Source organism: Nocardia arthritidis NBRC 100137, from assembly GCF_001612765.1.
Classification (GTDB): domain Bacteria; phylum Actinomycetota; class Actinomycetes; order Mycobacteriales; family Mycobacteriaceae; genus Nocardia; species Nocardia arthritidis.
This window is the reverse complement of record NZ_BDBB01000058.1, coordinates 16,099-39,406: the sequence shown is the minus strand read 5'-3', so window position 1 is coordinate 39,406 and position 23,308 is coordinate 16,099. Positions and strand designations below refer to the sequence as shown.

At 68.7% G+C, this 23,308-nt stretch carries 22 protein-coding genes; 12 read left to right on the top strand and 10 right to left on the bottom strand.

The window, feature by feature from the left end:
* The coding region (locus NA8_RS29700) for a glycerol-3-phosphate dehydrogenase/oxidase (protein WP_157106990.1) at positions 1 to 1,008 on the top strand (1,008 nt) is incomplete at its 5' end.
* 13 nt (positions 1,009 to 1,021) lie between these two features.
* Here the strand turns inward: NA8_RS29700 and NA8_RS29695 are convergent.
* A complete protein-coding gene (locus tag NA8_RS29695; RefSeq protein WP_063053623.1) occupies positions 1,022 to 1,540 on the bottom strand; it encodes a GNAT family N-acetyltransferase in 519 nt (172 codons plus the stop codon).
* Between the two features lie 43 nt (positions 1,541 to 1,583).
* Entirely contained in the window at positions 1,584 to 2,255 is a 672-nt protein-coding gene (locus NA8_RS29690; RefSeq protein WP_063053622.1) for a TetR/AcrR family transcriptional regulator, read from the bottom strand.
* A 519-nt stretch (positions 2,256 to 2,774) separates the two neighbouring features.
* Here NA8_RS29690 and NA8_RS29685 point away from each other — a divergent pair.
* From NA8_RS29685 to NA8_RS29670, 4 genes are all read left to right on the top strand, one after another.
* A complete protein-coding gene (locus NA8_RS29685; RefSeq protein WP_063053621.1) occupies positions 2,775 to 3,965 on the top strand; it encodes an FHA domain-containing protein in 1,191 nt (396 codons plus the stop codon).
* Between the two features lie 228 nt (positions 3,966 to 4,193).
* On the top strand, positions 4,194 to 6,491 hold the full coding sequence (locus NA8_RS29680) for an FdhF/YdeP family oxidoreductase (protein ID WP_063053620.1): 2,298 nt from the start codon (positions 4,194 to 4,196) through the stop codon (positions 6,489 to 6,491).
* A gap of 133 nt (positions 6,492 to 6,624) precedes the next feature.
* A complete protein-coding gene (gene fdhD, locus NA8_RS29675; RefSeq protein ID WP_063053619.1) occupies positions 6,625 to 7,464 on the top strand; it encodes a formate dehydrogenase accessory sulfurtransferase FdhD in 840 nt (279 codons plus the stop codon).
* Positions 7,465 to 7,544: 80 nt separating this feature from the next.
* Entirely contained in the window at positions 7,545 to 8,084 is a 540-nt protein-coding gene (locus NA8_RS29670) for a hypothetical protein (protein WP_063053618.1), read from the top strand.
* 96 nt (positions 8,085 to 8,180) lie between these two features.
* Here the strand turns inward: NA8_RS29670 and mihF are convergent, their stop codons facing one another.
* A complete protein-coding gene (mihF, locus tag NA8_RS29665) occupies positions 8,181 to 8,495 on the bottom strand; it encodes an integration host factor, actinobacterial type (RefSeq protein ID WP_040865486.1) in 315 nt (104 codons plus the stop codon).
* Positions 8,496 to 8,846: 351 nt separating this feature from the next.
* Here mihF and NA8_RS29660 point away from each other — a divergent pair, with 351 nt between their 5' ends.
* The 4 genes from NA8_RS29660 (at position 8,847) to NA8_RS29645 (ending at position 11,832) form a co-directional block, all read left to right on the top strand.
* Positions 8,847 to 9,632 carry a helix-turn-helix domain-containing protein gene (locus NA8_RS29660; RefSeq protein WP_169810580.1) on the top strand — a complete coding sequence of 262 codons (786 nt, stop codon included), beginning with the start codon at positions 8,847 to 8,849 and terminating at the stop codon, positions 9,630 to 9,632.
* 41 nt (positions 9,633 to 9,673) lie between these two features.
* Entirely contained in the window at positions 9,674 to 10,051 is a 378-nt protein-coding gene (locus tag NA8_RS29655) for a nuclear transport factor 2 family protein (RefSeq protein ID WP_040865484.1), read from the top strand.
* 106 nt (positions 10,052 to 10,157) lie between these two features.
* The gene (locus NA8_RS29650; RefSeq protein WP_063053617.1) at positions 10,158 to 10,727 is read left to right on the top strand and encodes a carboxymuconolactone decarboxylase family protein; all 570 of its coding nucleotides are present in this window, start codon (positions 10,158 to 10,160) and stop codon (positions 10,725 to 10,727) included.
* 223 nt (positions 10,728 to 10,950) lie between these two features.
* Positions 10,951 to 11,832: a hypothetical protein gene (locus NA8_RS29645; protein ID WP_245664058.1), complete on the top strand. Its 882-nt coding sequence runs from the start codon at positions 10,951 to 10,953 to the stop codon at positions 11,830 to 11,832.
* A 127-nt stretch (positions 11,833 to 11,959) separates the two neighbouring features.
* On the opposite strand, the gene NA8_RS29640 is transcribed toward NA8_RS29645, so the two are convergent.
* The 7 genes from NA8_RS29640 to NA8_RS29610 form a co-directional block, all read right to left on the bottom strand.
* Complete coding sequence (locus NA8_RS29640; protein WP_063053616.1) at positions 11,960 to 12,226, bottom strand: ribosomal protein L7/L12; 267 nt, start codon at positions 12,224 to 12,226, stop codon at positions 11,960 to 11,962.
* Between the two features lie 28 nt (positions 12,227 to 12,254).
* Positions 12,255 to 12,665: an STAS domain-containing protein gene (locus NA8_RS29635; protein ID WP_063053615.1), complete on the bottom strand. Its 411-nt coding sequence runs from the start codon at positions 12,663 to 12,665 to the stop codon at positions 12,255 to 12,257.
* A 147-nt stretch (positions 12,666 to 12,812) separates the two neighbouring features.
* Complete coding sequence (gene clpX, locus NA8_RS29630; protein WP_063053626.1) at positions 12,813 to 14,093, bottom strand: ATP-dependent Clp protease ATP-binding subunit ClpX; 1,281 nt, start codon at positions 14,091 to 14,093, stop codon at positions 12,813 to 12,815.
* 460 nt (positions 14,094 to 14,553) lie between these two features.
* Positions 14,554 to 15,222, bottom strand: coding sequence for an ATP-dependent Clp protease proteolytic subunit (locus NA8_RS29625; protein ID WP_040865481.1), 669 nt, complete (start codon positions 15,220 to 15,222; stop codon positions 14,554 to 14,556).
* Between the two features lie 70 nt (positions 15,223 to 15,292).
* Positions 15,293 to 15,880 carry an ATP-dependent Clp protease proteolytic subunit gene (locus NA8_RS29620; RefSeq protein ID WP_040865480.1) on the bottom strand — a complete coding sequence of 196 codons (588 nt, stop codon included), beginning with the start codon at positions 15,878 to 15,880 and terminating at the stop codon, positions 15,293 to 15,295.
* A gap of 234 nt (positions 15,881 to 16,114) precedes the next feature.
* Complete coding sequence (gene tig / locus NA8_RS29615; RefSeq protein ID WP_174550157.1) at positions 16,115 to 17,497, bottom strand: trigger factor; 1,383 nt, start codon at positions 17,495 to 17,497, stop codon at positions 16,115 to 16,117.
* A 254-nt stretch (positions 17,498 to 17,751) separates the two neighbouring features.
* On the bottom strand, positions 17,752 to 18,333 hold the full coding sequence (locus NA8_RS29610) for an FKBP-type peptidyl-prolyl cis-trans isomerase (RefSeq protein ID WP_063053614.1): 582 nt from the start codon (positions 18,331 to 18,333) through the stop codon (positions 17,752 to 17,754).
* A 208-nt stretch (positions 18,334 to 18,541) separates the two neighbouring features.
* Here NA8_RS29610 and NA8_RS29605 point away from each other — a divergent pair, with 208 nt between their 5' ends.
* The 3 genes from NA8_RS29605 to NA8_RS29595 all read left to right on the top strand — a co-directional run bounded on the left by NA8_RS29605 (position 18,542) and on the right by NA8_RS29595 (position 22,568).
* Entirely contained in the window at positions 18,542 to 21,016 is a 2,475-nt protein-coding gene (locus NA8_RS29605) for a phosphoketolase family protein (RefSeq protein WP_084467179.1), read from the top strand.
* Between the two features lie 14 nt (positions 21,017 to 21,030).
* Positions 21,031 to 21,651, top strand: a complete 621-nt coding sequence (locus tag NA8_RS29600; RefSeq protein ID WP_063053613.1) for a TetR/AcrR family transcriptional regulator — start codon at positions 21,031 to 21,033, stop codon at positions 21,649 to 21,651.
* 167 nt (positions 21,652 to 21,818) lie between these two features.
* The gene (locus NA8_RS29595) at positions 21,819 to 22,568 is read left to right on the top strand and encodes a DUF6008 family protein (protein ID WP_063053612.1); all 750 of its coding nucleotides are present in this window, start codon (positions 21,819 to 21,821) and stop codon (positions 22,566 to 22,568) included.
* The last annotated feature ends 740 nt before the right edge of the window (positions 22,569 to 23,308 follow it).

Genomic DNA, 23,308 nt, shown 5'->3' with positions numbered 1-23,308 from the left:
CTCCAGGCATGGGACGGGCAACTGGTCGACGACGCGCGCCTGGTCGTCGCGCTGGCCCGCACCGCGGCGGCCCACGGCGCGCGGATCTTGACCCGCGTCGAAGCGAGCGAGGTGACCGGGAATTCGGCGACCCTACGCGACACCCGCACCGGCGAGACCCTCGCGGTGCGACCGCGCACCGTGGTGAACGCCACCGGCGTCTGGGCGGATCAGGTGGATCCGAGCATCCGGCTGCGTCCGAGCCGCGGCACCCATCTGGTGTTCTCCGCCGCGTCCTTCGGTGGCCTCACCGCGGCGCTGACCGTGCCGGTGCCCGGCAGCGTCGGCCGCTTCGTCTTCGCGTTTCCCGCCGCGCACGGCCGGGTGTATCTCGGCTTGACCGACGAGGACGCGCCCGGCCCGGTACCCGACGAGCCGAAGCCCACCGACGACGAGATCGGTTTCCTGCTCGACACCATCAATCCCGCCCTGCGTGAGCCGTTGACCCGCGACGATATTCGCGGCTCATATGCCGGATTACGTCCCCTGTTGCAGACCGCCGACGACAGCACGGCCGACATCTCCCGCAAGCACGCGGTGCTGCGTTCCCCGACCGGGATCATCACCATCGTCGGGGGCAAACTCACCACCTACCGGAAGATGGCCGAGGACGTGATCGACGCCGCGGTCGCGCACGGCGACCTCGCCGCGGGACCGTGCCGCACCCGGCGGCTGCCGCTGGTGGGTGCGGTCTCCGGCGCGGCGCGCGACCGCATCGACGCCCCGCCCGTGCTGATCGAGCGCTACGGCAGTGAGGCGGCCACCGTGCTGGCCGCGGCGCGCCGCGATCCGTCGCTCGCCGAGCCGGTGGCGCCCGGCATCGACGTGCTCGCCGCCGAATTCGCGTTCGCGGTCTCCCACGAGGGGGCGCTCGAGGCCGGGGATCTGCTGGATCGGCGCACGCGCGTCGGCCTGATCGACGAGGACCGGGCCGCCGCGGCCGCCGCGGCCGTGCGCGCCGTCGCCTGACGGCACAGCGAGCTCAGTCCATCGACCAGTCACACAGCTCCGCGCGCATGCACGCGCGCGGCCAGCGGTCGAGGCCGTGCGCCTGTTCGGCGGCACGCACAGCGACCAACCCCGGGGTCTCCTCGTCCGCCGACAGGTACCGGAAGCCGAGCCGCCGGTAATACGGGCCGTTCCACGGCACCTCGGTGAACGTGGTCAACGTCATCGCGGGCAGGGCCGCGGCGGCGGCCCATCGGGCTGCCCGGTCGATCAACCGCTTGCCGATCCGGCGTCCCGCGTGTTCCGGGCGCACCGAGACCTGCTCGATATGCGCGTTTCCATCGATCACGCCCACGACCAGGTAGCCGATCGGCAGGTCGTCCTCGGTCCACACCCAGGCCCGTCCGGCCCGCTGGAACTCGCGCAACGTGGCCATCGAAGGAGGTTCGTCGTCGGCCACGGCCGTCATCCCGACCTCCGCGAACGGTGCGCCCGCCGCGCGTTCGATGTCTTGCAGCACGGTGAGGTCTTCGGTCGTCGCGGCCCGGATCATCGGACCATTGTGATCCGGCAACCGCGGCGCGGACCAGCGAATTTCACTCCGCCCGCGTGGCGAGGATGCCGTTGAGCAGCACTTGCACGGCCCAGGCCGCACGCGCGTCGCCGTCGCCCGACAACAGGGCGTCCCGCATGGCCACGACCGTCGGATAACGGTCGGCGGGCAACTCGGCGAAGCGCCGCTCGATCGCGGCGAGGTACTCCTGCTCGGTACCGCCGCCGGTGTTGTGCGCGCTCTGTTCGGCCGCCGACGCGGTGATGTGCAGAAAGAGCAGATCCACCGCCCACGACGCGGTCCGATCGTCCAGTCCCGCCCCGAGGAGCGAGCCGAGCATCAGTTCCATCAGCCGTAATGCGTTCGGACTGCTCGGAATCACCCCGAGCGCGACCAGCGCCAGCCCTTCATGCCTGCTCATCGCCGCCACCATGGCGTCGGCCAGCGCGGTGAGCCGTTCCCGCCAGCTCGCCCCGGCGGGTTCCGGCACGCGACCGAGGACATGGTCGAGCATGGCGGTCATCAGATCGTCGCGATTGGCGACGTACACGTACAGCGAGGCCGCGCCGGTGTCCAGGTCCTGCGCCACCCGGCGCATGGTCAGCGCCGCCGCGCCATCCCGGTCCAGGATGCGCAGGCCGGTCTCGACGATCACCTCGCGGCTCAGCGGAGCTTTGGCCGGACGGGCCCGGCGGCTGACGGCTGCTGCGCTCATGAGCCGAGCATAACCAGGGACGAACGCCGTTCGGGTGACCGGCGCGGTCCGCCACGGCCGACCATCCCCGGACACCGGGGGGCAGGAGCGTCGCGGCGGCGCGATCAGGCCACCAAGAACTTCAGCCCCGACCGCTGTGATCGTGCCCGGCATTCGACGAGAAGGGCACAAGCGGCGCAGCCGCGACGACGCACACATCAGTTCCCGAAGCGGGGACGCGCGGCGAACCCTCTGGCGCTTCAAGCATCTTCGCGCTGTGACCTACAACATAGTCGTGATTCTTCGAGCATGAACCGCCGCGACTGCGGAAAAGATTACAATGCGCAGCTCACAGCACGCGCGATGACGTCCGGGACCGCGCGCGAGAACGCGCGCGACAGATTGTGATTCGGCCGCCGGGCGGCGCGGCGGACCATGTCCGCATTCCACGTCGCGATGCTCGCAGACCCCCGTTCGGCCGTCGCCGACGCTCTATGCTGGCTTCGGTATGCCGGTAGTGCGCCGGGAAGGAGGGCGCGGGTGCGCAGTAAACCGTCCACCGTGGGAGTCGCACCGGGCGACGGACTCGTCGCCCGTTTCGGTGCGGTCGTCGCCTATCTCGGGCCCGAAACGACTTCCACGGACCGAATACTCGGCACCATCGAAGCCGTGGCCGAAGGGGAGCATCCCGGCGCCGCACTGGCGCAACGCCTGGCCGCGGTGATCTTCGGCAGCACGGTGCGGCCGCCGCCGTTCGGGGTGGTGGCGCCGACCGACGACGGCATGCTCATCCTGTTGCGCGGATCGGTGACCGCGCAGATCCAAGGCGCCGAGGGTACCCGTCTGCTCCACGGCGGCCGTGCGTTCACCTGGGTGGACGAGATCGTGCGCGAACCGGTGCGCCGCATCACGATCGGCGCGGACACCGGCACGCCGCCCACCGCGCTGCCGCGCACCGACTTGCGCGCCGGCGTGGTTCCCGGCGGCGGCTTCGTCTTGCAGGCAGCGGTGCGACGGGCCGGGAAGACCGGCGAGCCGCGCGCCTGCGCGCCCTCAGCGCAGGCCGAGCCCGAGCCGACGGCGGCGGCCGGTTTCGCGGCGACGCCCGAACCGACGGGCGCCGCCGACGCCGTCGCGCAGTCGGCCCCGACCGGCGTGGACGCGGCGTCGATGGTCCGGCCGACCGAGTCGGCCCGGCCCCTCGCCAAGCCACGGCCGCCCCGGCCCGCCACGGATCGACCGCTCGCGTGGTCCCAGGTGCAGCCCGCGCACGAATCGGTCGCCCTGCGCAAAGCGCCCGAGCACGGCGGAACCCGAGCTCTGCACCCGGCCACCTTGTCCGGCGAGGCCGCCGTCGGCGCGCTGGTCACCGAGGACGGCGCGGCCTACCCCCTGAATCGCGCCTACGTGATCGGGCGCGGACCGCAGGTGGACGAATCGGTCCGGGCCGCCACCGCCACCCCGATCGTCATCCAGCGCGACCGCCACGTCTCGCGCGTACACGCCTATGTATCGGTCGACGGCGGCAAGGTGTACGTCCGGGACGCCGCCGCGACCTCCGGCACCTTCATCGCCGGTCCCGGCACCGACCAGTGGACCCGGATCAGCAACACCCCGACCGAACTCCCGCCGGGCTGGCGCGTCCGCATCAGCGAGCGAGTCCTCACCTACCGCGGCGACGAACAGCGCACGGGCGCGACGGGTATCGCCGGAGCACGCCGCCGCTCCTGACCGCCGGATCCGGCACCGACCGGTGGACCCCGATCAGCACCTCCCCACCCCAACTCCCGCCGGGCTGGCGCGTCCGTATCAGTAAGCGAGTCCTACCCCTGGCGACGACCCACATCTCGCCGCTCCGGCACGGCGGGCGACGTCGCGGTATGCCACGGCTCGGGCGCGGCGACGGCCGGTCGACCGGTCCCCGCCCGGTTCGGGTCGCGCGGAGAGGACAATGGCGGCATGCGCCGAAACGGACCGAAGCAGGACATCGACGAGTCCGAGCTGACGGTGACCCCGCCCGAAGAGCAGGCCGCGGGCGTCACCGCCGTCGCGGTGGCGCTGAAGCGCTCGGTCGAGGAGATGGGTGTCATCCGGACCGCCCGCACCCTGGCGCGGGTCAATCAGGCGCACGGCTTCGACTGCCCCGGCTGCGCCTGGCCTGAGCCGACCGGCCACCGCAGGCCCGCCGAGTTCTGCGAGAACGGCGCGAAGGCAGTCGCCGAGGAAGCCACGCTGCGCACGGTGACCCCGGAGTTCTTCGCGACCCACTCCCTCGCCGAACTGAGCGAGAAGTCCGGTTACTGGCTCGGGCAGCAGGGCAGGCTGACCCACCCGATGGTGCTGCGGCCCGGCGACACGCACTACTCCCCCATCGCGTGGGACGAGGCCTACCGGTTGATCGCGGACACGCTCCGCGGCCTGGACTCGCCCGACGAGGCGGTGTTCTACACCTCCGGCCGCACCAGCAACGAGACCGCGTTCCTCTATCAGCTGCTGGTGCGCAGCTACGGCACCAACAACCTGCCGGACTGCTCCAACATGTGTCACGAGTCCTCCGGTGCGGCGCTGACCGGCTCGATCGGGATCGGGAAGGGCTCGGTCTCCATCGACGACTTCGCCAAGGCCGATCTGATCGTCGTCGCGGGACAGAATCCGGGCACCAACCATCCGCGCATGCTCAGCGCGCTCGCCGCCGCCAAGGCCGAGGGCGCCCGGATCATCGCGGTGAACCCACTGCCGGAGACCGGGCTGCTCGGTTTCCGGGACCCGCAGACGGTCAAGGGCGTCACCACCGGCGTGCCGATCGCCGACGACTTCCTGCAAATCCGCCTCGGCGGCGATATGGCCCTGTTCCAAGCGCTGGGCCGCCTGCTGCTGGAAGCCGAGGACCGCGCGCCGGGCACGGTCGTCGACCGGGCATTCGTCGATGCCCACTGCGCGGGCTACGCCGAGTACGAAAAGCACGTGCGCGCGGTCGATCTGGCCACCGTGCTGGAGGCCACCGGCCTGAGTCCGGCCGAACTCGAGCGCACCGCCGAGGCGTTCGCTCGCTCCCGCAACATCATCCTCTGCTGGGCGATGGGCCTGACCCAGCAGACCCACGCCGTGGCCACCATCGAGGAGGCCACCAACCTGCTGCTGCTGCGCGGCATGATCGGCAAGCCGGGTGCGGGGGTGTGCCCGGTGCGCGGCCACTCCAACGTGCAAGGCGACCGCACCATGGGCATCTGGGAGAAGATGCCCGGGGCTTTCCTCGACGCCCTCGACCGCGAGTTCGGCATCACCAGCCCGCGCGAGCACGGCCTCGACACCGTCGCGGCCATCCGCGCCATGCGCGACGGACGCGCGAAGGTCTTCTTCGGCATGGGTGGCAACTTCGTCTCCGCCACCCCCGACACCGCCGTGACCGAGGCCGCGCTGCGCGGCTGCGCGCTCACCGTGCAGGTGTCCACCAAACTCAACCGCAGCCATATCGTGCACGGCCGCACCGCCCTCATCCTGCCCACCCTCGGCCGCACCGATCTCGACCTCGCCCCGGACGGCACCAAACGGCAGGTCTCGGTGGAGGACTCGATGTCGATGGTGCACCTGTCCACCGGACGGCTGAAGCCGGTCAGCGACCAGTTGCGCAGTGAAGTCGCCATCGTCTGCGACCTCGCCCAGGCACTGTTCGGTCCCGGCCATCCGGTACCGTGGGCGCGCTTCGCCCGCGACTACGACAGCGTCCGCGACGCCATCGCCCGTGTCGTGCCCGGCTGCTCCGACTACAACGCGAAAGTCCGCGAGCGCAACGGATTCCAGCTCCCGCACCCGCCGCGCGACGCCCGCGAATTCCGCACCGCCACCGGGAAGGCGAACTTCGCCGTCAACGAACTGACCTGGCTGCCGGTCCCGGCGGGCAGGCTGATCCTGCAAACCCTGCGCAGCCACGACCAGTACAACACCACCATCTACGGCCTCGACGACCGCTACCGGGGCATCCACAACGGTCGCAAGGTGGTGCTGGTGCACCCCGAGGACATCGCCGCGTTCGGCTTCAGCAACGGCGATCCGGTCGACATCGTCTCCGAATGGACCGACGGCACCGAACGCCGTGTCGAGAACTTCCGCCTCGTCTCCTACCCGACGCCGCGCGGCAACGCCGCCGCCTACTATCCCGAGACCAATCCCCTGGTGCCGCTCGACCACGTCGCGAAACGGTCGAACACACCCGTCTCCAAGGCGGTCACCATCCGGCTAGAAGCCCGCCCGGCATGAGCGGTCAGGCCCGGAGGCGGCAGCGCAGCATCACCGTAGCGGGCACCGGCCATGCCGATCACGAACAGAACACGAGCGGTCGGCGACCGAGAGTGACCGCCCCGGGCCGCGCGCTTGCCGAGGGGAGCACAGCATGAGTCGCGTCACCGCCCGCCGCCGGATGCGACGGATCACTCCGGAGGCGGACATCCAGCGTCCGGACACCCTCGCTGTCGAAGAGCCGCTGGAAATCCGCATCGGCGGCCACTCGCTGACGGTCACCATGCGCACTCCCGGCGATGACATCGACCTCGTGCACGGCTTCCTGCTGAGCGAGGACATCATCCACTCCGCCGAGGACATCGTTGCGGCCCGTTATTGCGCGGGCACCGATGACCAGGGCCGCAACACCTACAACGTCCTCGACGTCACCCTGCGCACCCCGGTCCGGGCGCCGACCCGCTCCTTCCTCACCACAGGAGCCTGCGGGCTGTGCGGCAAGACCGCCCTGGACGAGGTCCGCACCCGCACCCGGTTTCCCTTGCCGCCCGGCGTACCCGCGGTGGACACCCGCGCGCTGGCCGCCATGCCCGGCATGCTGCGCGACCGCCAATCCGTCTTCGACGCCACCGGCGGCCTGCACGCCGCGGGCCTGTTCACCGCCGAAGGCCGGCCGCTGGCGGTGCGCGAGGACATCGGCAGGCACAACGCGGTGGACAAGGTGATCGGCTGGGCGCTGCGCGAATCCCGGATCCCCGCCCACGATCTGGTGCTCATCGTGAGCGGGCGCGCCTCGTTCGAACTGGTGCAGAAGGCCGTCATGGCCGGGATCCCGATGCTCGGCGCGGTCTCCGCCCCCAGCTCGCTCGCGGTCGACCTGGCCATCGATGCCGGGCTCTGCCTGGTCGGCTTCCTCCGCGGCGACACCATGAACGTCTACAGCGTCCCCGAGCGAATTCGGGTCGAGCCGGGCGCCGACTCGTTGTTGGCCTGACTCACTATTGCCCGCGCCGGATACCCGTTTTACCGTGACTGCACGGAGCCGAAACGGGTTCGGCGAGAACGGAGCGGCCGATGCGGATCTCGGTGCAGGGGAACTCCGAGGGCCTGCGGGTGCGGATGCGGTTCGAGCAGCACCGCCGCCTGCTGCTCACGCGGATCGTGCTGGCCGTCTTGGCGGTGCAAGGAGCCGTCGTCGGCCTCTGGGCCACTCTGGCGCCGCATTCCTGGTACACCAGTTTTCCGGGGTTCGGCATTCGGTGGGTGGCGGCGGACGGCCCGTACAACCATCATTTGGCGGCCGACGTCGGGTCCTTCTTCCTGGCGCTGACCGCGGTGTCGATCGCCGCGCTGGTCCTCGACCGGACGACGGCGGCCCGGATGGCGGGCATCGGATGGCTGACCTTCGGTCTCCCCCACTTTCTGTACCACGTCCTGCACAAGCCCGCCGAAATGGGCGCGGCGAGCTTCGCTGCCAGCCTGATCGCGGCATTCCTGCTCGTGGCCGGTGGAGCGGTCTGCGTCTTCGCACCGCCGCGAGGCGACCTCCCCTTGTCGGATCCGCAGCCGGTCACGGTGCGTTTTCCACGCCGCCGTACGCGGCCATCCCGGTGACCGGCCGGGTCGGCCGGCGAGTGCGGGACGCCCGTGGGAGATCACCACGGGCGTGATCCGGTGCGTCCGCGGATGCGCCGCCGAATTCCCCGCCCGTCAGTCCTTCAGCGCTTCGAGCAGTGCCGCGCGCTGACGCGCGCCGAGACCACCGATGCGGCGATCCTCGGGGATCTCCGCCTGGTCCATCAGCTTGGCGGCCTTCACCGGACCGACACCGGGCAGGGCCTTGATCACCGCGGCCACCTTGGTCTTTTTGACCAGCTCGTCGGAGTCGGCCTTCTTCAGCAGGTCCGCGACCGAGACCTTGCCCTCCTTCACCTTGCCGATCAGTTCGGAGCGCGCCTTGCGGACCGCAGCCGCCTTGGCCAACGCCTCGGTGCGCTGCTCTGCGGTCATGGTAGGCAGTGCCATGTCTCCTCCGCTTCCACTCGTCACTCGAACATCTGGTTGACCGGACCGAGTAAACAGCACGCCACCGAGAGCGCAAGCTCGACACACCGGGGCACGAACAGCGGAAATAGCGATGAATTTCCCCGGTTCGCGCCGTCGGAACCGGTGAACGGCCGACGCCCGACGGGCGAAAAGGACGAAAGGAACAGCGGCGGTAACACGGGCGGCGGCTTGCCCGACAAACTCAGCGAACACCGAGCACGGAGACGGTTCAACGTCGAACCAGGGGGATCAACGGCGATCCCCCGTACCCGCCGCGGTGCGCGACAACCGAACATGGTCACACCCGCACAGCCGTGCCAGCATGGCGGCATGCCGAACGCCCCGCACGTATTGCCCGCGATGCTCTGGCTGTGGGCCGGGCGGGCGATCTATCGCGGACCGTCACTGCGCCTGGGCGCGCATTCGACCGCGGTCGACTGCCTGGCCGTCGGGATCGACGCTCCGTTCACCCTCGCGGCCGACGGCATCGCGCGTTCTGCGCGCAGCGCCCTCATGCCGCCGCGCCGAGTCCACCGGGTGGTCACCGACGGTGACTACATGATGTTCTGCTACTCGGATCCCGGTTCGCCTGCCGCTCGCGCCTGCCGTGAGCGAATGACGCAGTGGGACAACGAGTTCGGTCTGTGCCATGCGTCGGAGGACGCACTGGTCACGGCGGCGGGCAGCGCTCGCCCCGAGCCGGGACGGCTGGCGGACCTCGCCGGTACGGCGCCGTTTCCCCCGCTGGACGCCCGCATCGCGGGGGCGCTCGCCGACCTCGACGCACATCCCGCCGCCACGTTCACCGCCGCACGGTTCGCCGCGGCGGCACATCTGTCGGAGTCACGCTTCCTGCACCTGTTCGCCGCCCAGACAGGGACCTCGTTCCGCCGTTACCGCCTCTGGGCCAGGATGCTCGCGGTCGGACGCGCCATCGCCGGAGGCGCGAACCTCACCCTGGCCTCGACCGAGGCCGGATTCGCCAGCCCCTCACACTTCAGCGACGCGTTCCGCACCCTGTTCGGTCTGTCTGCTTCCGATCTGCTCGCCAGCGGTGTCCAGATCGTCGTGCTGGACGGACCCGCGGGGATCGAATCGGACACGAGAACTTGCTAGGCTACAAAAACTAGAACATGTTTCACTTCGGAGGAGACTCGATGGCCAAGCAGATCCGCGACGTGGTCGAGCAGTACGTCAAGCTGGTCGGCTCCGGCCCGACCGAGGACATCGTGGCGCTGTACGCGCCCGACGCGATCGTGGAGGACCCGGTCGGTACCCCACCCAAGCGCGGCCACGCTGCCATCCGCGAGTTCTACGAGGTGATCGCCGCGCTGGATCGGGAGACCGAGTTGCGGCCCGAGGACGTCAGGATCGCGGGCAACCAAGCCGCGTTCCCGTTCACCATCGTCACCAAGGTCGGCGGACAGCGCTTCGTCCTGTCGCCGATCGACGTGATGGAGTTCGACGAGGAAGGCCGGATCACCGGGATGCGCGCCTACTGGAGTCAGGAGGACATGCGGGTCGAACCCGAGTAGTCGCGCGGCGGCCGGGTGCGCCACCTCACATCGCGGCCCCATCACATTCCGGCACGGTCTCTCGTCCGAGAAGTAGGAACCAATCCGCTGATCGAAGGAGATCGACATGGGCGCCACCCGTATCGCCGCCGTCACCCCGCAGCAGGCCGGGCCGATGACCAAGTTGCTGTACCGGCTGGCCAAGCGCCGCTTCCGGGAAGTGCCGGAGCCGTTCGCCGTCACCGCCAACCACCCGAAACTGCTCACCGCCAACGCTGTCCACGAAACCATGGTCGGCAAGGCCAGCACCGCTGTGCCCGCAGTCATCCGCGAAATCGCCGTCTACCGCACGGCGTGGACGATCGGTTGTTCGTGGTGCGTCGACTTCGGCGCCATGCTCATGCGCCTTGGCGAACTGGACATCGCGCGGCTGGAACACATCGCCGACTACGCGAACTCGCCGCTGTACTCCGACGACGAGCGCGCCGCCATCGCCTACGCCGACGCGATGACCGCCACGCCGACCGCGGTCACCGACGAGCAGGTCGCCGACCTGGAGCGGCGCTTCGGCAGAGCGGGCGTGGTCGAGCTCAGCTATCACATCGCGCTGGAAAACTCGCGCGCCCGGTTCAATTCGGCGCTGGGGATCACCGCGCAGGGTTTCAGCACCGATTCCTGTCGGGTGCCCTGGGCGTGAAAGCGCCCGTGGCGCTGCGGGAAACGCCAGGCGACCTGGCATTTCGGCGCCGCGGGCACTCCCGACTGTCGTTAAGGCCCGAAATGCACTAAGAATAGGAGGTGTTGACGTCGCCTGGCCGTGCCGCGGTCGACGAGCTGCCGTCGCGAATTTCGCGCAACGGCAGGCCGTGCCGGCGTCTTCGGTTTCTCGAGTTCCCCTCCGCTCAACCCTTTGGAGCCGCATGCTCGACGAACAGACCTCGGACGACGACGTCGCGCGGCTGGCGAGACGGGTCGAGAAGGCCCGCGGCCGTCTCGCCTACCAGTTCGACCCGGCGCTGACCGGCGCGCTGTCGGAAGAGGAACTGCTCGCGGAACGCGAACTGGCCGAACGCATCCGGACGCAGGATCGCGACCAGCGCTGGAAGCAGGCCGAGGCGTCCGCCGCGGCGTCCGACCGGGCGCGCAACACCTCGGAGGCCATCGAGAAGGCCGAGATCAGAGACCTGTTGCTGGCGCGCAAGGCCATCGCCGCGCAGCGGCGCGCGTCCAGCCCGCATGCCAGGCTGGCGTCGCTGTACCGGCACCGTTCGTGGTCGCTCGGCTCGCTGGCCGGCGTGGTCGCCGCCGGGATGCTGTGGTCGGCGGTCAACGTCCAGCACAACATCGCGCCGGGTGGCCCGACCGACCCGCTGTACTGGTTCAGCTACCTGCTCGAGGCGATGATCAGCGTGTCGCTGATCATCATCATGATCGGCACGAACAAAGTCACCGAATGGGGCGTGCTGGACAACCGCAGCCAAGTGGCGGCGGCCGAGGTCGCTCTGCTGACGCTCACCGTGGGACTCAACACCTACCCGTATGTGAGCGAGGGGCGGTGGTTCGACGCCGCCGTGCACGGGGTCGCCCCCGTGATGATCGGCGTCGCGCTGCTCATCCACGACGCCGCGAGCGCGCGATACGGGCGCGCGATCAGCTACGCCACCGAGCAGGTGCGCAACCTGCCCGACCCGACTGGGCACGAGCCGTCGCCGGAACCCTCTTCGGAGGACATCCGGTCCGGCACGAACGCCGACTTCCCGATGAATCTGCGCGCACCGTTAGTGCACGGCGCACACAGCTAGGTCTATCACCCAGCGGCGCAACAGGACTCGTCACCGAACACGCCGCCCGGCAGGTACGAACTACAGCCAGGGCGGGCGGGGAGAATTGAGCCGGCGAGTGCAGCCGGCCCGCGCCCACCACCGGCGTTCAGTACGGATACCGGCTTTCGACCGCGTCCTTGGCCTCCTCGAGCCCGCACCCGGTGAGTTCCCGATACCGCTTGATCGCGTGAATCTTCTTGCCCTGCGCCAGTAATGCGTCGATCTCCGCCATGCCGTCACCCCGCGGGACCGATAGCACGGCACGCGGTGACGCGACCGCCGCAGGCGCCTCGATACCCAGCTGGGTCATGATCAGGTCGAGTTTGACGTGCAACGCGTCGACCTTGCGTTCCAAGCGCCGGTTGGCAAACATGCCCCATCGTAACGACCGGTGCCGCTCGTCACGCCGCGTCGAGCACAGCGTCGGCGAGACTGGTCCTGGTTTCGAAACGCCCGAGGCCCTCGGCCAGTTGCAGCAGCCGGTCCACGCACCACGCACCGGTGACCAGGCGTAGCCGACGACCGGTGTGTGTCAGCATGTTCCGCGCGTCGACCAGGACATACAGCCCCGCCACGCCGAAGAACGTGACTTTGGACAGGTCGATGACCACCAGCGGCGCCGCCGTGCCCAGTGAGCCGATCAGCCTGCGGCGAAACACCTCGACGGTGTAATAGTCGACCTCGCCCGCAAGGGCGCATAGCGTGACCTGGTCACTCGGGGCCGTGACGGAGATCTTGAGCCGCTCCGCAGGGTGATCGGCATTGCGAGCGGCGGTGAGAACGTACGTGGGATTGGCCAAGCCTGCCGACATGAGGACCTCGGTCCTGTCGCCCGCAACAATCTCCGAGGAGGTGCTCGCGGGGTGCTGATGCGCTCCGGAAGACCGGGCCGCCGGAACTAGGCTGTTTGCTCAACCCTCACGAAGGTGTACCCCCGGGATGGGGCCGCCACACCCGAATTACGCCGACTTCTCCCGCCGCTCCTGCCGCTGCGCCTTGCGCGGCACGATGGTGGGCAGCACGTTGTCGTTGACCGTGTCCGCGTTCACGACCACCTTGGCGACGTCGTCGCGGCTGGGGATGTCGTACATCGCGGGCTGCAGGACCTCCTCCATGATCGCCCGCAGACCACGCGCGCCGGTGCCGCGCAGGATCGCCTGATCGGCGACCGCCTCCAGCGCGTCGTCGGTGAACTCGAGATCGACCCCGTCCATCTCGAACAACCGGACGTACTGCTTGACCAGCGCGTTCTTCGGCTCGGAGAGGATCTTGACCAGCGATTCCTTGTCCAGGTTGGTCACCGAGGCGACCACGGGCAGACGGCCGATGAACTCGGGGATCAGGCCGAACTTGATCAGGTCCTCGGGCATGACGTCCGCGAAGTGATCGGTGGTGTCGATCTCGGCCTTGGACCGCACCTCGGCGCCGAAGCCGATACCGCGGTGGCCGGTGCGGTCGGAGATGATCTTCTCCAGGCCCGCGAAAGCGCCCGCGACGATGAACAGCACGTTGGTGGTGTCGATCTGGATGAACTCCTGGTGCGGGTGCTTGCGCCCGCCCTGGGGCGGCACGCTCGCCTGGGTCCCCTCCAGGATCTTCAGCAGGGCCTGCTGCACGCCCTCGCCGGACACGTCGCGGGTGATCGACGGGTTCTCGCTCTTGCGGGCGATCTTGTCGACCTCGTCGATGTAGATGATGCCGGTCTCGGCGCGCTTGACGTCGTAGTCGGCGGCCTGGATCAGCTTCAGCAGGATGTTCTCGACGTCCTCGCCGACGTACCCGGCCTCGGTCAGCGCGGTGGCGTCGGCGATGGCGAACGGCACGTTCAGCATCTTCGCCAACGTCTGGGCCAGATAGGTCTTGCCGCAGCCGGTGGGCCCCAGCATCAGGATGTTGGACTTGGCCAGCTCGACGGTCTCGCCGCGGCTGTCGCGACCCTTGTCACCGGCCTGGATGCGCTTGTAATGGTTGTAGACGGCCACCGCGAGAGTGCGCTTGGCGGTGTCCTGGCCGATGACGTAGTTCTCCAGGAAGTCCCGGATCTCGGCAGGCTTGGGCAGCTCATCGAGCTTGACCTCGCTCGATTCGGCGAGTTCCTCCTCGATGATCTCGTTGCAGAGATCGATGCACTCGTCGCAGATGTACACCCCTGGTCCCGCAATGAGCTTCTTGACCTGCTTCTGGCTCTTTCCACAGAACGAGCACTTCAGCAGATCGCCGCCATCTCCGATGCGCGCCATCTCGTGGGTCCCTACTTCCTTGTCCGCGTGCAACCGTCCGTCCAGGTTGCCAGCTGTCCACCACTTTCGCAGCCGCAAACGCATCGACTGAATCGTGGCCGGTGGGCAGTGCTGTCAACCGGGAGCAAAGGTCCCTAGGTTGACCGTACCCGGTGTTCGGGACGGAGGTCGACAACTCGCGCATGTTTCTCGCGCGGGTTGTGCGAGTTGTCACGACGCCGAAAGGCGGACCGCCCGCCGGATCGGCATTTCGACACTCCGGACCGCACCTCGCGCCGCGGCGGGATTCGAACACATTCTCGAACCGCGGCGGCGCGACAAGCGGTCCGGCCGGGCGGCATACCCATGGCATGCTTCCCGGCCGGAATTCCCTGTCATAGAACGATTTCCGAGCGTACCGCCGCCGGGATCGGCGATTCGCCCAGTCGTCCCGGCCGGGCCGGAAACGACTATTCGCGCGTTATTTCTGCGCGCTGAGCTTGCGGTAGTCGAACACCGTGTCGATGATCCCGTACTCCTTGGCGTCCTCGGCCGTCAGGATCTTGTCACGGTCGGTGTCCTTGCGGATGGTGTCGGCGTCCTTGCCGGTGTGCCGCGCGAGCGTGGTCTCCATCAGGCGACGCATGCGCTCGATCTCGGCGGCCTGGATCTCCAGGTCCGACACCTGCCCCTGGATGCCGCCCTCCAGCGACGGCTGGTGGATCAGCACGCGGGCATTGGGCAGGCAGGCCCGCTTGCCGGGGGTGCCGGCGGCGAGCAGCACGGCCGCGGCCGAGGCGGCCTGGCCCAGGCAGACCGTGGCGACGTCGGCGCGCACGTACTGCATGGTGTCGTAGATGGCCATCAGTGAGGTGAACGAGCCACCCGGCGAGTTGATGTACATGGTGATGTCGCGGTCGGGGTCCAGCGACTCCAGCACCAGCAGCTGCGCCATGATGTCGTTGGCCGAGGCGTCGTCCACCTGCACGCCGAGGAAGATGATGCGCTCCTCGAACAGCTTGTTGTACGGGTTGGACTCCTTGACGCCGAAGCTCGAGTGCTCGATGAACGACGGCAGGATGTAGCGAGCCTGCGGGCTCTGCGGCGCGATGCCGGACAGGCCGGCGCGCGGGTCGATCGAATTGGCCATCTTCGTCTCCAAAGTCGGTGCGGCGGCCGGACGTTCGAGGTGTCCGGGGGCCTGTGGGTGATCCGGTGCGTTACTTCTTGGCGCCGTTGGCCTGATTCGCGTGGCTGATCACGTGGTCGATGAAGCCGTACTCCAGGGCTTCGGACGCGGTGAACCAGCGGTCACGGTCGGCGTCGGTGGTGACCTGCTCGACCGACTTGCCGGTGTGCAGCGCCTGCAGCTCGTTCAGCTCGCGCTTGGTGTGCGCGAACTGCTCGGCCATGATCGCGATGTCGGCCGCGGAGCCGCCGATCCCCGCGGACGGCTGGTGCATCATGATGCGCGCGTGCGGCAGCGCGTAGCGCTTGCCCTTGGTGCCCGCGGTGAGCAGGAACTGCCCCATCGACGCGGCCAGGCCCATGCCATAGGTGGCGATGTCGCACTCGGCGAACTGCATCGTGTCGTAGATGGCCATGCCCGCCGTCACCGAGCCGCCCGGCGAGTTGATGTAGAGCGAGATGTCCTTGGTGGGATCCTCCGCCGAGAGCAACAGGATCTGTGCGCACAGCTTGTTCGCGATGTCGTCGTCCACCTGCGTGCCCAGGAAGATGATGCGCTCACGCAGCAGGCGCTCGTACACCGAATCACTGAGGTTGAGACCAGCAGTCGCGGTTGTCATGACCCCTGCCTGGTTGATTGTCACGGATACCTGCCTTCTCTCGCCGGCTCGTTGCGGAGTGCCACATAGCCATCACTGGTCGGATATGCCACACCCCACCGGGCGGGCTATCCAACTTGTCGTCACAAACATTAACGAAGCAGGGCGGCACCGAACTCCCGGTACCGCCCTTTCTTCGCTCACAGCGCAATCAGCGCACCTCTCGGGCGTCGAGCACGCCGACATTCCATGAAATTATTCGGCGTCCGCCGCGGCCGTCTCGGCGGCCTGGTCCTCGTCCGCGGAATCGGTGGGAGCGCCGAACATTTCGGCGGTATCCACCGTGTTGCCCGCGGAGTCGGTGACGGTCACCTTGCCGACCACGCCCGCCAGCGCCTTGCCGCGGCGCACGTCCGCGAACACCGCGCCGAGCTGGCCGGCCTGCTGCACTTGCTGGATGAACTGCTCCGGCGCCATGCCGTAGCGCTGCGCCTGGAACAGGATCCGCTCGGTGAGCTCCTCCTGGCCGACCTGGGTGCCCTCCGCCTCGGCGATCGCGTCCAGCAGCAGCTGGGTCTTGACCGATTTCTCGGCGGCCTCCTTGGTCTCGGTGTCGAACTCCTCGCGGGTGCTGCCCTGCGCCTCGAGCGCCTCGGCGAACTTGGCCTCGTCGTGATCGAAGCCGTGCACCGCGTCGTGGGTCACGGCGTCGATCTCGGCCTTCACCACGGCCTCGGGCAGCGGCACCTCGACCTGCTCGAGCAGGGTGTCGAGCACCTTGTCGCGGATCTCACCCGCCTGCTGCACCTTCTTGACCCGCTCGACCCGGCTGCGCAGATCGGCCTTCAGCTCCTCCAGCGTGTCGAATTCGCTGGCCAGCTGGGCGAACTCGTCGTCGGCCTCGGGCAGCTCGCGCTCCTTGACGGTCTGCACCGTGACGGTGATGACCGCCTCCTTGCCCGCGTGCTCGCCCGCGACCAGCGTGGAGGTGAACTCCTTCGACTCGCCCGCCGACAATCCGACCAGCGCCTCGTCCAGGCCCTCGATGAGCTGACCGGAACCGACCTCGTGGGACAGGCCGGTCGTGGCGGCCTCGGCCACCTCCTGGCCGTCCACGGTCGCCGAGAGATCGATGGAGACGAAGTCGCCGTCCTGTACCGGACGCTCGACACCGGTCAGGGTGCCGAAGCGCTGGCGCAGCGACTGCAACTGTTCCTCGATGTCCTCGTCGCCGACGGTGAACGCGTCGACTGTGACCGCGATGCTCTCGTAGTCGGGCAGGGTGATCTCCGGACGCACGTCGACCTCGGCGGTGAAGGCGAGCTCCTGACCGTCCTCGATCTTGGTGATCTCGATCTCCGGCTGGCCGATGACCTTCACCTCGGAGGTGGTGACGGCCTCGCTGTAGCGACCGGGCAGCGCGTCGTTGACCACCTGCTCCAGGATCGCGCCGCGACCGAGGCGGGCTTCGAGCAGCTTCGCGGGCGCCTTACCGGGACGGAAGCCGGGGATACGGACCTGCTTGGCCAGTGCCTTGTACGCGCGGTCGAAATCGGGCTTCAGCTCCTCGAAGGGCACCTCGACATTGATCCGGACCCGGGTCGGGCTCAGCTGCTCGACGGTGCTCTTCACGGACATGCTCCTTGTTCGTTGTTCGTACTGGTTGACGTTCGGTGTGCGGTGCCTCCCCGGCACTCCGAAGTCGGAACGGCGGATGAGGCGGCCCTACGCTGGCTGCCGCACTCCCCCAACCGGCGCAGATCCGGACCGGAGTCCCGGCCTCGGCCGAGACGACGAGGAATGCGGCGTAGGCCACGCATCCCGACCAGGTTAGTTGACCGGCCGAGCGGACCTGCATCCGGCGGTGGCTCGGCGGTCCGCGCGGGACGGGGCTACTTCCCCACCGAGACCGCGTCGGTGACGAAGACCAGCGTCTCGTACGGCGCGATGCCCCGCCCGCCCGCGCCGTAGCCCAGCTCCGGCGGCACGATCAACAACCTGCGCGAGCCTTCCCGGACGCCGACGAGTCCCTGGTCCCAGCCGTCGATGACCTGGCCCGCCCCGAGGGTGAGCTGGAACGGCTTGCCGCGATCGAAGGAACTGTCCAGCGTCTTCTTGTCCGACCAGGTGACCAGCGCGTAGTTCATGGTGAGCTGCTGCCCTGCGGCGGCGCCGGGTCCGCTGCCCTGGACCAGGTCCTTGACTATCAACTGCTTCGGCGGGTCGCAGTCGTCCGGGATGGTGATAGCGGGTGCGGCGCCGAAGTCACCGGTGACGCCGATGTCCTCGGCGGTGCACTCCCGGCCTTTGCTCTGGGTGGCCGGGCGCTGCGCGGGGGAAGGCCCCGCCGCCGCGGAGGTCCTCGTCGCGGAGAGGGTCGTGGCGGTCGGCTCGTCATCCGAGCCGCAAGCCGCCAGCACGATGGTCGTCGCGGCGAGGGCGCCGATACCGATGATCCTTCCGAGAATGTGCATGCCGCGGACCCTAGACCACGAACGGGCGCCGGGCGGGGCGAGCTTCCCGCGACACGCGCGGACCGCCGCGGGGAGCCCGCTCCGGCTAGGCTGGCGGTGAATCTCCATCCGGCGTTGTCGATTCCGATTGGCGACCGTTGCAGGACCGGGACGGCGGCCACTCGCGCCGCCGCTGTCCCCGATACCCGAACGTGAGGAGAGTCGGAGCATGACCCACATGGCAAGTGCGGGTGGTGACACCTCGGCGGACAACGTCGGCAGCACCGGCGGCCGGACCGTCGCCCCGCGTCCTTACCGGCTTGCGGACGTGCCGGGCCCGTTGGAGCGCGACGAACTGGCGTCGATCGACGCGTGGTGGCGGGCCGCCAACTATCTCGCGGTCGGCCAGATCTATCTGATGGCCAATCCGTTGCTGCGCGAGCCGCTGCGCTCCGAGCACATCAAGCCCAGGTTGCTCGGGCATTTCGGCACGGTGCCCGGCCTGAATCTGGTCTGGGCGCACGCCAATCGCGCGATCCGGCAACGCGGGCTGAACGCCGTCTTCGTCGCGGGTCCCGGGCACGGCGGCCCCGGCCCGAACGCGTGCGCCTGGCTGGAGGGCACCTACTCCGAGCTCTACAGCCACATCTCGCAGGATGCCGCGGGCATGGGGGCGCTGTTCGGCCAATTCTCCTTTCCCGGCGGCGTGCCGAGTCACTGTGCGCCGGAGACTCCCGGCTCCTTTCACGAGGGCGGCGAACTCGGCTATTCGCTGCTGCACGCGTTCGGCGCCGCCTTGGACAATCCCGATCTCACCGTGTTCTGTGTGATCGGCGACGGCGAGGCGGAGACGGGACCGCTGGCCACGAGCTGGCATGCCAACAAGTTCCTCAGCCCGGCGCGCGACGGCGCGGTGCTGCCGATCCTGGCGCTGAACGAGTACAAGATCGCCAATCCGACCATCCTGGCGCGCATCCCGGAACCGGAACTGCTCGCCCTGCTGCGCGGATACGGCTACGAGCCGATCGTCGTCGCGGGCGACGATCCCGCGGCGGTGCACCAGGCGATGGCCGCGGCGGTGGACACGAGCATGGAACGCATCGACCGGATCCAGCGCGCCGCGCGCGGCGGCAGTGACGTGACGCGGCCCGCCTGGCCGATGGTCGTGTTGCGCACACCCAAGGGCTGGACCTGCCCTCCGGTGGTGGACGGCGACCAGGTCGAGGGCACGTTCCGGGCGCACCAGGTGCCGTTGCCGGGCGCGCGCACCGACGCCGGGCACCGCGTGGTCCTGGAGCAGTGGCTGCGCTCCTACCGTCCGGAGGAGCTGTTCGACGACAGCGGCGCACCGGCGCCGGAACTGATCGCTCAGGTACCGGTCGGCGATCGGCGGATGAGCGCCAATCCGGTCGCCAACGGCGGCGCGCTGCTGCGCGACCTGCGCCTGCCGGACTGGCGCGAATTCGGCGTCGATGTGCCCGCGCCGGGCGCGACCGAGCACGAAGCCACCAGGGTGCTCGGCGGCTGGCTGCGAGAGGTCACCAGGCACAATCCGCACAACTTCCTCACCTTCGCGCCGGACGAACTGGCCAGCAACCGGTTACAGGACATCCTCGAGGTCACCGGCCGCGCCTGGCAAGCCGAGATCGACCCCCGCGACCAGAAACTCGACCGCACCGGCCGGGTGATCGAAGTGCTGTCCGAACACATGTGCCAGGGGTTGCTGGAGGGCTACCTGCTGACCGGCAGGCACGGCGTGTTCACCTGTTACGAGGCCTTCATCCACATCGTCGACGCGATGTTCAACCAGCACGCCAAATGGCTCGACGCCAGCTCGGCGGTGCCGTGGCGGCGCCCGATTCCCAGCCTGAACTACCTGCTGTCCTCGCACGTCTGGCGCCAGGACCACAACGGCTTCACCCACCAGGACCCCGGTTTCCTGGACGTGGTGCTGAACAAGAAGGCCTCGATCGTACGGGTGTACCTGCCACCGGACGCCAACACGCTGCTGTCGACCTATGACCACTGCCTGCGCTCCCGGCACTACGTCAACGTGGTGGTCGCGGGCAAGCAGCCGCAGGCCGACTGGCTGTCGGTCTCCGAAGCCGCCGAGCACTGCGCGCGCGGGATCGGCATCTGGCCGTGGGCGGGCCACCGGGACGAGGAGGGCACCACACCGGATGTGGTGCTCGCCTGCGCGGGCGACGTACCGACGCTGGAGACCCTCGCCGCGGCCGCGATCCTGCGCGAGCGGCTGCCGGAGCTGCGTGTCCGGGTGGTCAACGTGGTCGACCTGATGCGGCTGCAACCGAAGGACGAACATCCGCACGGCCTGCCCGACCGCGAGTTCGACACGCTGTTCACGCGGGACCGCCCGGTGATCTTCGCCTTCCACGGCTATCCGTGGCTGGTGCACCGGCTGACCTATCGGCGCACCAACCACGGCGAACTGCACGTCCGCGGCTACAAGGAGCGGGGCACGACGACCACGCCGTTCGACATGGTGATGCTCAACGACCTGGACCGCTACCACCTCGTCATGGACGTGATCGATCGGGTGTCCAGCTTGCGTGAGCGCGCCGCTGGGCTGCGCCAGGAGATGGTCGACGCGCGCTGGAGGGCTCGCGCGTGGACCAGGGAACACGGTGCGGACATCCCTGAGGTAGCCGACTGGAGCTGGCCCTACGGGAGTGGCCACGAGTAAGTACGATCGACCGTATGGAAAGTGCCCCGCACACCGCTGAGATCACCGACAAGCGACTGCTGCGCGGTGCGCGAACTCGAGCCACGGTGCTGCGGCAGGCAGTCGACATCGCCTCGCTGGACGGATTGGACGGCCTCAGCTTCGGCAGGCTGGCCGCCGACACCGGGCTGAGCAAGGCGGGAATCCAGACCCTCTTCCGCACCAAGGAAGATCTGCAACTGGCCGCCGTGGATCACGCGCGCGACCGGTTCGTGGAAGCGGTCGTCGAACCGGCCCGTTCCGCGCCGCACGGCGTCGCTCGGCTGCGAGCCTTGCTCGACCACTGGATGGTCTACGCCGAGACACCGCTGTTCCCGGGCGGCTGCTTCCGCGTCGCGACCATGGCCGAGTTCGACAGCAAACCGGGACCGGTGCGCGATGCCCTGTTCCGCGATCAGCGAGCGTGGGTAGGGCTACTGGCGCGGGAGCTGCGCTCGGCGGCGTCCGCCGGTGAGATCGCCGAACTGGACGCGGATCTGGTCGCGTTCCAGATCGATGCGGTGCTGTGCGCCACCAATACCGCGCTGCGGCTCGACGTTCCGGAGGCCGCCGACCGCGCCCATCGCATCGTCGAAGGCTTTCTGCGACCGTTCTGATCATGCGCTGTATTACACGAACCAATTGGTCGCTACTCCAGCGCATTCGGAAATCTCGGACAGATGACGCCGGCACCTTGTATCTTGCGGGCAACGCGTTCCACGCGTTTCCATAGCAGTCCCCCATCCGTCGCCGTTGCCGGAGGGCGCGCAGAAGGGCGGTTCTCATGAACCACACAGCCGAAGCGACCGAGTTGGAAATCCTAGGTGCGATCTTGATGGTGGCCTGGATGGTCGTCATGTGGGCGGCCGTCGGCGTACTCGTCGTCGCGTTGCGCAAACCCCCGCGACCATGGATGTTCCGTACCGCGCTCGGTGTCATCGCGCTGGGCGTTGTGGCCCAGATAGGACACTTCCAGGAGCACGTGGCACAGGTCGGGTACTGGATCCAGCACCCGAACTCACCGGCGTGGATGACCCCGTGGGGCACCGGCCTGGCCAACGGATTCGGCCAGGTGAACCACATGAAGCCGGCACTCGGCATGGAAATCCTGCACTTGGTGGGCAATTTCCATTTCCTCGCCGGACTGGTCGGCATCGCCCTGGTCACCCACCACGCTGTGGAGAGCAAGGCACGCAAGTGGGGTCGCATGGGCGTGTTGATGCAAGGCATCCACGGGCTCGAGCATCTCGCGCTCACCCTGACGGTCGCCTTCGGCACCAAGGCGATCGGGCTGTCTACCATCTTCGGCCTGCTCGACCCCGGTCCCGGCGCGGCGACGTTCCGCATCTGGTGGCACTTCCTGGCCAACGTGATCGGCACGACCATCTTCGCCGTCGCGCTGTATCACCTGTGGCGCGAGCGCGCGGTGATCGAAGCCCCGTTCCGCGACCCCGCCGCCGTGAAGCCGAAGCGCGTCCCGACCGCGGCCGAGGGTTCGGGCGCTCCGGCATTCGCGGCAGTGACCGAAGCCTGATCGACAGACCGATCCCGCACGCCTCGGCACGGTGCACCAGCACCGCAGCGGCGTAGCGGCGTTCCGCCACAGATATCGCTGTCACGGATCCGCATTGGACCGTGACCGCCCGAGGAAGCAGAGGGCGTCCGCCAACCCGGCGGACGCCCTTTTCGCGTATAAAGCCGCCCTCGAGAACACACTGCCGACTGAAGCGAGGAGTGCGCCCGAAGCCCGATTGGGCCGCTCGAACGCTCGGTTGTGCGGCCCTATCGAATCCTGCGCGACAGTCGATCTCCGATCACCGCGACGCGGCGCGAACGCTCATCAGTCGACCGCCAACGTGTCGCCGGCATCGCCGTGCGCAGAGCTACTTCTCGCCACAGCGGAATCATCCGCTCGCATCGGCAACCCGGTGGCCGAGCGACCGACTGGTGCGCATCGGCGCTGCCGCTGGTCAGGGCGCTGCTTCCACCCAGGAAGACACGAAACTCTTCCCACACATGAGAAAGCTCTCGACAAAATATCGACCCGTCGATTAATGTGACGTTATCCAACGGCACGATAGATAGGGACCCACGGGTCGGACTACACCGGACCGATTCAAGATCCCGAGGTGGCGAGATGAACGGACGCGAACGATGACCGGCATCACGCCGCACCAGCGACGGACACAGACCTGGCTCGTCCGCCCGCTGATCGTGAGCGCGATAGCGGCCACGCCGGAAACCCCGGCGCCGACCGAAGCGCTGGCCGGGCCC